This is a genomic window from Streptomyces sp. 3214.6 (assembly GCF_900129855.1).
GTDB classification, from domain to species: Bacteria; Actinomycetota; Actinomycetes; order Streptomycetales; family Streptomycetaceae; genus Streptomyces; species Streptomyces soliscabiei.
In genome coordinates this window covers 2,038,376-2,051,560 of sequence record NZ_LT670819.1, presented here as the reverse complement: position 1 = coordinate 2,051,560, position 13,185 = coordinate 2,038,376, and the positions used below count along the sequence as shown (strand labels likewise).

The window sequence follows — 13,185 nt, the reverse complement described above, 5'->3', positions numbered from 1 at the left end:
CAGGAGCTCTCAGAGTTCGGCGGTGGGGACGGGCGGCGGCGTGCGGAACGCGAGCCGCCCGTCCTCGACCTCCACCCGCACCCGGTCGCCCTCCTTGACCCGCCCGTCGAGCAACAGCCGCGAGAGCTCGTTGTCGACCTCGCGCTGGATGGTGCGGCGCAACGGCCGGGCACCGTACTCGGGCTCGTAGCCGCGCTCGGCGAGCCAGTCGACGGCCGCGCCGCCGAACTCGACCGTGATGCCCTGGGCATGCACCAGCCGACGCGTCTTCTCCAGCAACAGGTCGGTGATCTGCCGCAGTTGCTCACTCGTGAGCTGCCGGAAGACGACGATCTCGTCGATCCGGTTGAGGAACTCCGGCCGGAAGTGCTCGCGCAGCGGACGCAGGATCTGCTCGCGCCGCGCCTCCTCGTCGGCGTCCGTGCCGCCCGACCCGAAGCCGATGCCGGCGCCGCGCCGGCTGATCGCCTCCGAGCCCAGGTTGCTGGTCATCACGATCACCGTGTTGGTGAAGTCCACCGTGCGGCCCTGGGAGTCGGTGAGTCGACCGTCGTCGAGGACCTGCAGCAGGATGTTGAAGACGTCCGGGTGCGCCTTCTCCACCTCGTCGAGCAGAAGCAGCGAGTACGGGTGACGGCGGACGACCTCCGTCAGCTGCCCGGCCTCCTCGTGGCCGACGTAGCCGGGCGGGGCGCCCACCAGACGGCTCACGGTGTGCCGCTCCTGGTACTCGCTCATGTCGAGCCGGACCATGCGCTCCTCGCTGCCGAACAGCGCCTCGGCGAGCGCGCGGGCCAGTTCCGTCTTGCCGACGCCGGTCGGGCCGAGGAAGAGGAAGCTGCCGATCGGCCGGTCCGGGCTCGCGAGCCCTGCGCGTGAGCGCAGCACCGCGTCCGCGACGACCCGTACGGCCTCCTGCTGGCCGACGACCCGCTCGTGCAGATGCTCCTCCAGGGCGAGCAGCCGGTCCTTCTCCTCCTGGGTGAGGCTGGCGACCGGGATGCCGGTCTGCCGGGACACCACCTCGGCGACGGCTTCCGCGGTGACCTTCAGATCACATCCCTCGTCGGCCGCGTCCTCGCCGCTGGCGTCCGCGATGCGCTGCTTCAACTCGACGATACGGTCCCGTAGCTGGGTGGCCTGCTCGTACTGTTCGTCCGCGGCCGCCTGGTCCTTGTCGCGGGCGAGCTGCTCGACCTCGCGCTCCATGGCCCGTACGTCCGTGCCCTTCGTGCGGGCGCCGAGGCGCACCCGGGCGCCGGCCTGGTCGATCAGGTCGATCGCCTTGTCGGGCAGCCTGCGGTCGGTGAGATAGCGGTCGGACAGCTCCACGGCCGCGACGAGCGCCTCGTCGGTGTAGCGGACCTGGTGGTGGGCCTCGTAGCGGTCGCGCAGTCCGCGCAGGATCTCCAGCGCGTCCGCGACGGACGGCTCCGGGACGAGGATCGGCTGGAAACGGCGGGCCAGCGCCGCGTCCTTCTCGATCCGTCGGAACTCCTCCAGTGTCGTCGCGCCCACGATGTGCAGTTCGCCGCGGGCCAGGGCCGGCTTGAGGATGTTTCCGGCGTCCATCGACCCGCCCTCGCCGCCTCCGCCCGCGCCGACGACCGTGTGCAGTTCGTCGATGAAGACGATCAGCCGGTCGGAGTGCGCGCGGATCTCGTCGACGATGGTGTTCAGCCGCTCCTCGAAATCGCCGCGGTAACGCGTTCCCGCGACCACGCCCGTCAGGTCCAGGGCCACCACCCGCCGGGCGACGAGGGTGTCCGGTACGTCGCCCTCCGCGATCCGCTGGGCCAGCCCCTCCACGATGGCCGTCTTGCCGACTCCCGCGTCGCCGATCAGCACCGGGTTGTTCTTGCCGCGCCGCGAGAGCACCTCGATGGTCTGTTCGATCTCGTCGTCCCGGCCGATCACCGGGTCGATCCGGCCCTCGCGGGCCAGCTCGGTCAGATCACGGCCGTACTTGTCGAGCGTGGGAGTGTCGGTGGACCGCTGCCGGTCCGCGGTGCGGGTCGCCTGGGCGGCGTCCGGGGGCTCGGGCGGCAGACCGGCGGCGGCGAAGCGGGCCGCGTTGAGGATGTGCCCGGCCGCCGAGTCCGGGTTCGCGGCGAGGGCGCTGAGCACGTGCTCCGGGCCGATGTGCCCCGCGCCGCGGGAACGGGCCAGGTCGTGGGCGTCCAGCAGGGCGCGCTTCGCGGCCGGGGTCAGGGCCAGCGAGGTGGGCGGCGGCACCTCGCCCGGCGGGTGCTGGACCGGGCCCGAGCGCTCGTCGATCTCCGTCGCGAGGGAGTCGGGGTCGGCGCCCGCCCGGCTGAGCAGACTGCGCGTCGGCTCCGCGGAGAGGGCCGCGCGCAGCAGGTGCTCGGTGTCCAGGTCGCGGCTGCCGTGCTCGGCGGCGTACTGGGCCGCGCCGCGCACGAGGTCCCTCGCCGGCTGGCTGAGGAGCTGGCCGATGTTGATCTGGCGGGGGCCGGGGCGGGGCCCGCCGAAGAAGCGGGCCAGGAATTCACCGAAGGGGTCGCCGTAGCCCTCCGGGCTGGTGAAGCCGCTGGTCATGGCGTTCCGTTCGATCGAGGTACCGTTCGGACGCGGGTGCCCTCGCCGTGCGGCGCTACACCTGTGTGGTTGGGCAGGGCCCGTAGACCACCATGGCACGTTCCCCTTTGCGTGGCATGTCCTGGGTGCGTCACGGCCTCGCGCCCCCGGTGGACCGCCGGCTGCTCTAGAGCCTCTCGGTCAGGACTCTGGGGCCCGCCTCCGTGATCGCCACCGTGTGTTCGGTGTGGGCCGCTCTTGAGCCGTCGTTCGTTCGGAGCGTCCAGCCGTCCGGGGCCGCGTGATAGTCGTCCCCGCCGCCGGCGATCAGCATCGGCTCGATCGCGATGACCATGCCGTGACGCAGCGGGAGGCCGCGGTGCGGGCGGCCCTCGTTGGGGATCGCTGGGTCCTCGTGCATGTGGCGGCCCACGCCGTGGCCGCCGAAGTCGTCCATGATGCCGTAGCCCCCCGCCCGGCAGACCGTGCCGATCGCGTGCGCGATGTCGCCGACGCGGTTGCCGACGACCGCCGCCTCGATGCCCGCCGCGAGGGCACGCTCGGCCGTCTCGATCAGCCGGACGTCCGCCGGGCGTGCCCGTCCGACGGTGAAGCTGATCGCGGAGTCGCCGACCCAGCCGTTCAGCTCGGCGCCGAAGTCGACGGAGAGCAGATCGCCGTCGCGCAGCCGGTAGCGGGTGGGGACGCCGTGCACGATCGCGTCGTTCACGGACGCGCAGATCACCCCCGGGAAGGGCGTCGGGGCGAAGGACGGGCGGTAGCCGAGGAACGGTGACGTCGCCCCCGCCTCCCGCAACGTCTCATGCGCCAGCTCGTCCAGCTCCAGCAGGGAAACGCCCACGTCGGCGGCCTTGCGCACGGCCGTAAGAGCCCGTGCGACGACCTGTCCCGCCTCGTACATGGCATCGATCGATGTGTCTGTCTTCAGCTCCACCATGCCAATTACTATACCGGTATTAGAATGACGGCATGGTGCGTACCCCCCTCACTCCGGAAGAGCGCGAACGCGGCGAGCGGCTCGGGCGGTTGCTGCGCGAGGCGCGCGGCGGCCGGAGCATGACCGAGATCGCGGCGAGCGCGGGCATCTCCGCCGAGACCCTCCGCAAGATCGAGACCGGCCGCGCGCCCACCCCGGCGTTCTTCACCGTCGCCGCGCTCGCCCGGGTGCTCGGCCTGTCGATGGACGAACTGGCCGGGCTGTGCGCGCTCGCCCCGGTATGACCCCCGGCGCCCGTCCTCGGGCAGGGGTCAAGATCGCGCAAACGACGCCGTCGCGTCCGCTTCGAAAACTTGCCGTAGCCCCGCTGTAACACGACTGGTGTTTTCTACGAACCGGAGTGTTCCGGCCGGGGCGGGAGTCGAGCGATGGATGTGCATCAACTCCCGGGCGGGGTGCGGGAGTTCGCGCTCCACCTGAGTGCACTGCTGGCGCGCCTGGATCAGGGCGCCGGCTGGTGCGCGGTGTTCTGGCAGCGCGATCCCGACGGCATGCAGGCCTGCCTCGACGGACGTGAGGTGCCGCCCTGGGACGTGGTGGAGGCGCTGCTCCAGGACCTCGCCGCCGAGTACGGCACCGAGGTCGCCGTGCAGGAGGCGGAACGGGTACGGCCCCTGCACGCCGCCGCGCTCGCCGCCCACGACGCCCGGCCCGGCGGCCGCGACGCCCTCGGGGACCGGCTCGACGTCATGCTCCGCGAACAGCGCTACGCCGCGGAACGGCTGGCCGACCTGAGCCGCCGGCTTGCCTCGGCGGCCACCCACGACCAGGCCGAGGCCATCCGCCTCGACCTCGCCTGGGCCCACGACGACCACGAACGAGCCACCGCCCGCTGCGCCGAACTCCGTTACCGGATGGCGGAGTTGGACCGCCTCCCGGCCTCCGTCCCGCGCCCCGGCCCCACCACCACCGATCCAACCCCCAACACCCGCCCCACCACCCCCACGACCGACACATACGCCGCCCGTGCGAGGCATCCCGACGCGGAATCAACGCCGGGTGCCGCGGTCGCCGCGTACGACCCCCGGTCCGGGTTCCGCGCCGGCGGGCCTGCGACGGGTGCTGTGGTCGATGCATACGATGCCGGCGCCGGGTACCGGGCTGCGGAGCCCGTGGCCGGTGCTGCGGTCGACGTGCACGACGCACGGTCCGGGCACGGCGCCGCCGGGCCTGCGGCCGGTGCTGCGGTCGACGTGCACGACGCCCGGGCTGGGTATCGCGGTGCCGAGTCCGCCGCGGGCACCACGGTCGACGCATACGATGCCGGGGCTCCGACGGCCCCCGCCGAGGAGACCCCCGCTCCCGCACCGGCGCCCGTGCCCAAGCAGCGCAAGCGGCGTCGTGGCAGCGCCCGCTTCGCCGGGATCGCCGAGGAGGAGGACGCCGGCGTTCCCGTCGTACCGCCCGTCGCCGAGCCGGTGGCGCCCGCGCCTGCCGCGCCCGCGCGCCGCACCCCGCGCGGCGCCCGCTTCGCCGGGGCCGCCGAGAAGGTCGAGCGTCCGTCCGAGCCGCAGCGTGAGCCGCTGGACGCGGTGGCCCGGCGGGAGACCGTCGAGGTGGTGGAGCGGCTGGTGCGGCTCCGCGGCGACGGCCGCAGCGGCGAGGCGCACGCCCTGCTCGTCGAGCTCGCCTACTGGCCGGCCGCCCGCATCCCGCTGCTCGCGGCCGAACTGCAGCGCGCCGGACTCACCGCCGACTGGACCACCCTGCTCTGGGAGGCCGCGTCCCTGCCCGCCGACCGGCTCGTCGCGGCGGCCGACGCCCTGGCCGCCGTGGGGCGCACGGCCGACGGCGAGCAGATCCTGCGGCAGGGCGTCGCCCGGCCGGCCGCCGAGATCGGGCAGTCCGTGCTCGGCCTGGTCACGGAGGGCAGGCGCCGGGAGGCCCGCGCGCTGGTCGACGCCTACGTCCGTGTCCGTACCCCCGAGGAGGCCGCCCGCAGCGTGGCCCCGGATCCGCAGGCGCTCGTCCCGCTCCTTCTGGAGGCGGCCCGCAGCGTCTCGGAGGAGCGCCACTGGGACCTCGTGCACGCCCTGCGGGTCGCGGGCTTCACCGCCTGACCGGGCCGCACCCGGCCGGCCCGGTTTACACCGAGGCAAAGAAATCGGCTCACGCTTGTTTCTTGCGGGGCATTCAATGCAGTTCACTCGATCGAGTGGGCGGGCATCCTTCCCGGCGGGACCTTCGCCCTCTACGGTCGGCGTACACGCGCGTAGACGCTCTGCCGTCCCGTCGAAGGAGCAGCTCATGGCCAACGTCGTACGTGCCGCTCTGGTCCAGGCCACCTGGACCGGCGACACCGAGTCCATGGTGGCGAAACACGAGGAGCACGCCCGCGAGGCGGCCCGGCAGGGTGCGAAGATCATCGGGTTCCAGGAGGTGTTCAACGCTCCCTACTTCTGTCAGGTCCAGGAGCCGGAGCACTACCGCTGGGCCGAGCCGGTCCCCGACGGGCCCACCGTGCGTCGTATGCAGGACCTCGCGCGCGAGACGGGCATGGTGGTCGTGGTGCCGGTCTTCGAGGTGGAGCAGTCCGGTTTCTACTACAACACCGCCGCCGTGATCGACGCGGACGGCTCGTACCTCGGCAAGTACCGCAAACACCACATTCCGCAGGTGAAGGGTTTCTGGGAGAAGTACTACTTCAGGCCGGGCAACATCGGCTGGCCCGTCTTCGACACGGCCGTCGGCAAGGTCGGCGTCTATATCTGCTACGACCGTCACTTCCCGGAGGGCTGGCGGCAACTCGGCCTGAAGGGAGCGCAGTTGGTCTACAACCCGTCGGCCACCCACCGCGGTCTGTCCGCCCACCTCTGGCAGCTGGAGCAGCCGGCGGCCGCGGTCGCCAACGAGTACTTCGTCGCCGCGATCAACCGGGTCGGCGTCGAGGAGTACGGCGACAACGACTTCTACGGGACCTCGTACTTCGTCGACCCGCGCGGGCAGTTCGTCGGTGAGGTCGCCAGCGACAAGGACGAGCAACTCCTCGTCCGCGACCTCGACTTCGACCTGGTCGAGCAGGTCCGCCAGCAGTGGGCCTTCTACCGCGACCGCCGACCCGACGCCTACGAAGGACTGGTGCAGCCGTGAGCGACCTCCTCGCCCGCCATCGAAGCGTCCTGCCGGACTGGCTCGCCCTCTACTACGACAACCCGCTGGAGATCACTCACGGTGAGGGCCGCCACGTCTGGGACGCCGACGGAAACAAGTACCTCGACTTCTTCGGCGGCATCCTCACCACGATGACCGCGCACGCGCTGCCCGAGGTGACGAAAGCGGTGAGCGAGCAGGCCGGGCGGATCGTCCATTCGTCCACGCTCTACCTCAACCGGCCCATGGTCGAGCTCGCCGAGCGCATCGCCCACCTCAGCGGCATCCCCGACGCCCGGGTCTTCTTCACCACCTCCGGCACCGAGGCCAACGACACGGCGCTGCTGCTCGCCACCACATACCGGCGCAGCAACACCGTCCTGGCGATGCGCAACAGCTACCACGGCCGTTCCTTCAGCGCGGTCGGCATCACCGGCAACCGCGGCTGGTCCCCGACCTCGCTGTCCCCCCTGCAGACGCTGTACGTGCACGGTGGGGTGCGCACCCGCGGTCCCTTCGCCGACCTCGACGACGCCGAGTTCATCGACGCCTGCGTGGAGGACCTGAAGGACCTGCTCGGGCACACCCGCCCGCCCGCGGCCCTGATCGCCGAGCCCATCCAGGGCGTCGGAGGCTTCACCTCGCCGCCCGACGGCCTGTACGCGGCATTCCGTGACGTGCTGAACGCATCCGGCATCCTGTGGATCGCCGACGAGGTGCAGACCGGCTGGGGACGCACCGGCGAGCACTTCTGGGGCTGGCAGGCGCATGGGCAGAGCGGTCCGCCGGACATCGTCACCTTCGCCAAGGGCATCGGCAACGGCATGTCCATCGGCGGTGTCATCGCCCGCTCCGAGATCATGAACTGTCTGGACGCCAACAGCATCTCCACGTTCGGCGGCACCCAAATCACCATGGCGGCCGGCCTCGCCAACCTCGGCTACCTGCTGGAACACGACCTCCAGGGCAACGCCCGGCGGGTCGGCGGGCTGCTCATCGAGCGGCTGCGCGCCGTCGCCGCCCAGGACCCCGGAGTACGGGAGGTGCGCGGGCGCGGGCTGATGATCGGCGTCGAACTGACCAGACCCGGCACCGGCCTGGCCGACCCGGACCGGGCGTCCGCCGTGCTGGAGGCGGCCCGCGCCGACGGGCTGCTGCTGGGCAAGGGCGGCGGCCACAACACCAGCGCCCTGCGCATCGCCCCGCCGCTGTCCCTGACCGTGGCGGAGGCCGAGGAGGGCGCCGCGATCCTCGAAAACGCGCTGAGGACCACGCAGTAGTGCCGGCCTGAGCAAGGGAACACATCGCCATGACCATCACCTTGGAGCCCTGGGGGCCCGTAGAGCCTCTGGAACCCGCCCTGTCGATCCGTCAGGTCCTGGCCCTGGAACGGGTGTTGGCCGGCGAGCCCGAGGTGGTCGCCGGTGCTGCGCAGCTCGACCGGCCGGTGCGCTGGGTGCACGTCGCCGAGGCGGCGGACGTGGGCGTGATGCTCAGCGGCGGCGAGATGGTCCTCACCACCGGCGTGCTGCTGGCCGGCGACGAGAGCGCGCAGACCGAGTACATCCGGTCCCTGCACCGGGCGGAGGCCGCGGCCGTGGTGCTGGGCCTCGGCCGCGCCTTTCCCACCCCGCCGGACGTGATGCGGCGGGCCGCCGAGCGGTGCGGGCTGCCCATGATCGTGCTCCATCGGCCCTTCCCCTTCGCCGAGTTGACGGAGGAGGTCCAGTCCCGGCTGGTCCGGCGCAAGTTTGCCGCCGTCAGCCTGTCGGAGGCCGTACGGACCGCGCTCACCGCACTGATCACCGCGGGGGCTCCGCTGCAACTGCTGCTCGACGAGATCGCCCAGCACGCGGCCTGCCCCGTCGTCGTCACCAACCTCGCCCACCGGGTGCTGGCGACGGCGGGGGAGCGGTCGGCGGTCGACGACGTGCTGCGGGACTGGGAGCGCATCGCCCGGCAGGCCGGCGGCAACGAGGGCGACGGCTGGATCCGCGCCGAACTCGGCGGACGCGGCGAACGGTGGGGGCAGATCATGCTCTGCGGGCACCGCGGCGACACCGCGGGCGGACGGCTGCTCGCCGACCGGGCCGCCGAGGCCCTCGTCCTGCACCGCATGCTCGGCGGCGCCTCCGCCCACACCTGGGAGGAGCAGTCCGCGCAGAGCCTGCTCACCGACCTGATCTCCGGCGTCGTACCGGCCCGGCAGCTGCTGCCCCGGGCCCGGGCGGCCGGACTCCCCGTCAACCGGCGCACCTTCGTCCCGCTGGTCGTGCGCGACGGGGACCTGGCCGAACTCGACCGGACACTGCGGTTGTTGGGGATGCCGGGCCTGGTCGCCGAACTCGCGGACGGGGCGACGGCGGTCCTGCTCAGCCTCGCCCGCGACCAGGACGCCGACGCACTCGCCGCGCACTTCGCCGCCCGGCTGCGGACGGAGTCGGGTCAGGCCCGCAGGGTCGTCGCGGCGGCCGACCCGCGCACCGTCTGGGAGGACGTGCCCGCCGGACTGCGTGAGGCCCAGCACGTCGCCGACGCCGTGGCCGACTCCTCGGCCGCCCTCGACCTCCCGGCCGTCGTCCGCCTCAAGGACGTCCATCTGCGGGGCCTGGTCCGGCTGCTGCGGGACGACCCGCATGTGCAGTCCTTCGCGGAGCGAGAGCTCGACGGGCTGCTGTGCGCGGCGGGCGAGGACCTGCTCGCCGTGCTGCGGACCTATCTGGCCACCGGCCGCAACAAGTCCCGCACCGCCCAGCTCCATCATGTCTCCCGGCCCGCGCTGTACCGGCGGCTGGAGGCGATAGAGGGCCGGCTGGGCGTGGACCTGGACGACTTCGAACAGGCCGCCTCGGTGCACATCGCGCTTCTCGCGCACGACGCTCAACAGGGCTGACCCGCGGGCGGCGGCAACCGCCCGGAAACATGAAACGACCTGGGAAAACGGCGGTGAAACATGGGGCGACCAAGACGTGACACGCTGGCACGCCGGACGCCCGCAGACGTGACACGGTGCAACTCAAATGGGTCTTCCGGCCTTTCTAGGCTCCTCGCACACCGAGCGACCGGAGGTCCCGATGAGCAGAGTGATCCGTGCCGCGATTTTCCAGACGGCCTGGACCGGCGACAAGGAATCGATGATCCAGGTCCACGAGCAGGCGGTGCGCGACGCGGCCGCCCAGGGTGCTCAGGTCCTGTGTTTCCAGGAGCTGTTCTACGGACCGTACTTCTGCCAGGTCCAGGACCCGCAGTTCTACGAGTACGCCGAGCAGATCCCCGACGGCCCCATCGTCGAGCGTTTCCAGGCGCTCGCCCGGGAACACGGCATCGTGCTGGTGCTGCCGATGTACGAGGAGGAGCAGCCGGGGGTCCTCTACAACACCGCCGCCGTGATCGACGCGGACGGCTCGTACCTCGGCAAGTACCGCAAGCACCACATCCCGCAGGTAAACGGTTTCTGGGAGAAGTTCTACTTCCGCCCGGGGAACGTGGGCTGGCCGGTGTTCGACACGGCCGTCGGAAAGATCGGCGTCTACATCTGCTACGACCGCCACTTCCCGGAGGGCTGGCGCGCGCTGGGGCTGGCGGGCGCGGAGATCGTCTTCAACCCCTCGGCCACCTCACGGGGCCTGTCCGCCTACCTGTGGCAGCTGGAGCAGCCGGCGGCGGCCGTCGCCAACGAGTACTTCGTGGGCGCGATCAACCGGGTCGGCGTCGAGGAACTCGGCGACAACGACTTCTACGGGACCTCGTACTTCGTGGACCCGGAGGCCCAGTTCGTCGGCGAGGTGGCGAGCGACAAGGAGAGCGAACTCGTCGTCCGCGATCTCGACATGGCCAAGCTGCGCGAGGTGCGCGACCGCTGGCAGTTCTACCGGGACCGCCGTCCCGACGCCTACCCGCCGCTCACCGCTCCGTAGCCGGCCGCGGCCGCCCGCTCGGCCGCAGTCGCAGCGCTCGCCGCCGGTCCGGTGCACGGGGCCCGACCGGCGGCGCCGACCGACCCGCACACCAGTGTTGAGCACGGCAGGAGAGGGAGTATGAGCAGCCGTACCGTCATCCGGGGTGGCCTCGTCATCACCGCGTCCGACGAGATCCACGCCGACGTCCTGATCGAGGACGGCCGTATCGCCGCCCTCGCCGCCTCCGGCACCCCGGCCGCCGAGGCCTGGAGCGCCGAGCGCGTCATCGACGCCACCGGGAAGTACGTGATCCCGGGCGGGGTCGACGCCCACACCCACATGGAGCTGCCGTTCGGCGGCACCTTCGCCTCCGACACCTTCGAGACCGGAACCCGGGCGGCCGCCTGGGGCGGTACGACGACCATCGTCGACTTCGCCGTGCAGAGCGTCGGCCACACCCTGCGCGAGGGCCTGGACGCCTGGCACGCCAAGGCGGAGGGCACCTGCGCGATCGACTACGCCTTCCACATGATCGTCTCCGACGTGAACCAGGACACGCTCAAGGAGATGGACCTGCTGGTGGAGGAGGGCGTCACGTCCTTCAAGCAGTTCATGGCCTACCCCGGCGTCTTCTACAGCGACGACGGCCAGATCCTGCGCGCCATGCAGCGCTCCGCCGAGAACGGCGGACTGATCATGATGCACGCGGAAAACGGTATCGCCATCGACGTCCTGGTCGAGCAGGCGCTGGCGCGCGGCGAGACGGATCCGCGGTACCACGGCGAAGTGCGCAAGGCGCTGCTGGAGGCCGAGGCCACCCACCGCGCCATCAAACTCGCGCAGGTCGCGGGCGCTCCGCTGTACGTGGTGCACGTATCGGCGATGGAAGCGGTCGCGGAACTCGCCAGGGCACGCGACGAGGGGCTGAACGTCTTCGGCGAGACCTGCCCGCAGTACCTGTTCCTGTCGACCGACAACCTCGCGGAGCCCGACTTCGAGGGCTCGAAGTATGTGTGCAGCACCCCGCTGCGGCCGAAGGAGCACCAGGCCAAGCTGTGGCAGGGCCTGCGGACCAACGACCTCCAGGTGGTGTCGACGGACCACTGCCCCTTCTGCTTCGTGGGCCAGAAGGAGCTCGGCCGGGGCGACTTCTCGAAGATCCCCAACGGGCTGCCGGGCGTCGAGAACCGCATGGACCTGCTCCACCAGGCCGTCGTCGACGGCCACATCAGCCGCCGCCGCTGGATCGAGATCGCCTGTGCCACCCCGGCCCGGATGTTCGGCATGTACCCGAAGAAGGGCACCATCGCGCCGGGGGCCGACGCCGACGTCGTCATCTACGACCCGCACGCCGAGCAGACCGTCTCCGCCGAGACGCACCACATGAACGTCGACTACTCGGCATACGAGGGCAAGCGCCTCACCGGCCGTGTCGAGACGGTCCTCTCGCGCGGCGAACTCGTCATCACCGAGCGGGAGTACACCGGACACGCCGGGCACGGCGTCTACACCCCGCGCTCCACCTGTCAGTACCTCAACTAGGAGCAGCGCACCATGGACTTCGGACTCGTCCTGCAGACCGACCCGCCGGCCTCGAAGGTCGTCAGCCTGATGCAGCGCGCCGAGCGCAGCGGTTTCACCTACGGCTGGACCTTCGACTCCGCGGTGCTCTGGCAGGAACCCTTTGTGATCTACAGTCAGATCCTCGCCAACACCAGCACGTTGACGGTCGGCCCGATGGTGACGAACCCCGGCACCCGCACCTGGGAGGTCACCGCCTCCACCTTCGCCACGCTCAACGACATGTTCGGCAACCGCACGGTCTGCGGCATCGGCCGCGGCGACTCCGCGATGCGCGTCGCCGGCCGCACCCCGAACACCCTCGCCCGGATCAGCGAGGCCATGAAGGTCATCCGGGCGCTCGGCTCGGGCCGGGAGGCCGACCTCGGCGGCACGGTCGTCAGGTTCCCCTGGATCAAGGAGGACGCCCGGCTCCCCGTCTGGATGGCCGCGTACGGACCCAAGGCGCTGAAGATGACCGGCGAGGAGGCCGACGGCTTCATCCTCCAGCTCGCCGACCTGTACCTCACCGAGTACATGGTGAAGGCCGTCAAGGACGCGGCCGTCGCCGCCGGACGCGACCCGTCCGAGGTGAAGATCTGCGTCGCCGCCCCCGCGTACGTCACCGAGGACGACTCGCCCGAGGCGCTCGCCCACGCCCGCGACCAGTGCCGGTGGTTCGGCGGCATGGTCGGCAACCACGTCGCCGACCTGGTGTCCAAGTACGGCGAACACTCCTCCCAGGTCCCCGAGGAGCTCACCGACTACATCAAGGCACGTCAGGGGTACGACTACTCGCACCACGGGCGCAGCGACAACCCCGACACCGAGTTCGTGCCCGACGAGATCGTCGACCGGTTCTGCCTCATCGGGCCGGTCGAGAAGCACATCGAGAAGCTGAACGCCCTGCGCGAGCTGGGCGTCGACCAGTTCGCCGTCTACGACATGCACGACGCGCAGGAGAAGGTCATCGACGCGTACGGCACGACGGTGATCCCGGCCGTCAACGGCTGATCCCCGCCCGGATCACCCCGCTCGACTCCCCACCCCCCACTCCAGTTCTCCCCTCCTGCGGCATTC

General features: G+C 71.4%; 10 protein-coding genes. 8 read left to right on the top strand and 2 right to left on the bottom strand.

Annotated elements, in window-relative coordinates:
• Positions 1 to 9: 9 nt before the first annotated feature.
• Entirely contained in the window at positions 10 to 2,559 is a 2,550-nt protein-coding gene (locus B5557_RS09195) for an ATP-dependent Clp protease ATP-binding subunit (protein WP_079658658.1), read from the bottom strand.
• Positions 2,560 to 2,725: 166 nt separating this feature from the next.
• Positions 2,726 to 3,496: a type I methionyl aminopeptidase gene (gene map, locus B5557_RS09190; RefSeq protein ID WP_079658657.1), complete on the bottom strand. Its 771-nt coding sequence runs from the start codon at positions 3,494 to 3,496 to the stop codon at positions 2,726 to 2,728.
• Positions 3,497 to 3,528: 32 nt separating this feature from the next.
• Here map and B5557_RS09185 point away from each other — a divergent pair, with 32 nt between their 5' ends.
• The 8 genes from B5557_RS09185 (at position 3,529) to B5557_RS09150 (ending at position 13,119) form a co-directional block, all read left to right on the top strand.
• Positions 3,529 to 3,780: a helix-turn-helix domain-containing protein gene (locus B5557_RS09185; protein WP_079658656.1), complete on the top strand. Its 252-nt coding sequence runs from the start codon at positions 3,529 to 3,531 to the stop codon at positions 3,778 to 3,780.
• Between the two features lie 144 nt (positions 3,781 to 3,924).
• Positions 3,925 to 5,616 carry a hypothetical protein gene (locus B5557_RS09180; protein WP_079658655.1) on the top strand — a complete coding sequence of 564 codons (1,692 nt, stop codon included), beginning with the start codon at positions 3,925 to 3,927 and terminating at the stop codon, positions 5,614 to 5,616.
• Positions 5,617 to 5,803: 187 nt separating this feature from the next.
• The gene (locus tag B5557_RS09175; protein WP_079658654.1) at positions 5,804 to 6,646 is read left to right on the top strand and encodes a nitrilase-related carbon-nitrogen hydrolase; all 843 of its coding nucleotides are present in this window, start codon (positions 5,804 to 5,806) and stop codon (positions 6,644 to 6,646) included.
• Positions 6,643 to 7,926: an aspartate aminotransferase family protein gene (locus B5557_RS09170; protein ID WP_079658653.1), complete on the top strand. Its 1,284-nt coding sequence runs from the start codon at positions 6,643 to 6,645 to the stop codon at positions 7,924 to 7,926. Before B5557_RS09175 ends, B5557_RS09170 begins: the two co-directional genes overlap by 4 nt.
• Positions 7,927 to 7,955: 29 nt before the next feature.
• Positions 7,956 to 9,539, top strand: coding sequence for a PucR family transcriptional regulator (locus B5557_RS09165; RefSeq protein ID WP_079658652.1), 1,584 nt, complete (start codon positions 7,956 to 7,958; stop codon positions 9,537 to 9,539).
• Between the two features lie 181 nt (positions 9,540 to 9,720).
• The gene (locus B5557_RS09160) at positions 9,721 to 10,563 is read left to right on the top strand and encodes a nitrilase-related carbon-nitrogen hydrolase (protein WP_079658651.1); all 843 of its coding nucleotides are present in this window, start codon (positions 9,721 to 9,723) and stop codon (positions 10,561 to 10,563) included.
• Positions 10,564 to 10,683: 120 nt separating this feature from the next.
• Positions 10,684 to 12,087, top strand: coding sequence for a dihydropyrimidinase (hydA, locus tag B5557_RS09155; protein ID WP_079658650.1), 1,404 nt, complete (start codon positions 10,684 to 10,686; stop codon positions 12,085 to 12,087).
• 12 nt (positions 12,088 to 12,099) lie between these two features.
• On the top strand, positions 12,100 to 13,119 hold the full coding sequence (locus tag B5557_RS09150; RefSeq protein WP_079658649.1) for a TIGR03842 family LLM class F420-dependent oxidoreductase: 1,020 nt from the start codon (positions 12,100 to 12,102) through the stop codon (positions 13,117 to 13,119).
• Positions 13,120 to 13,185: the final 66 nt, after the last annotated feature.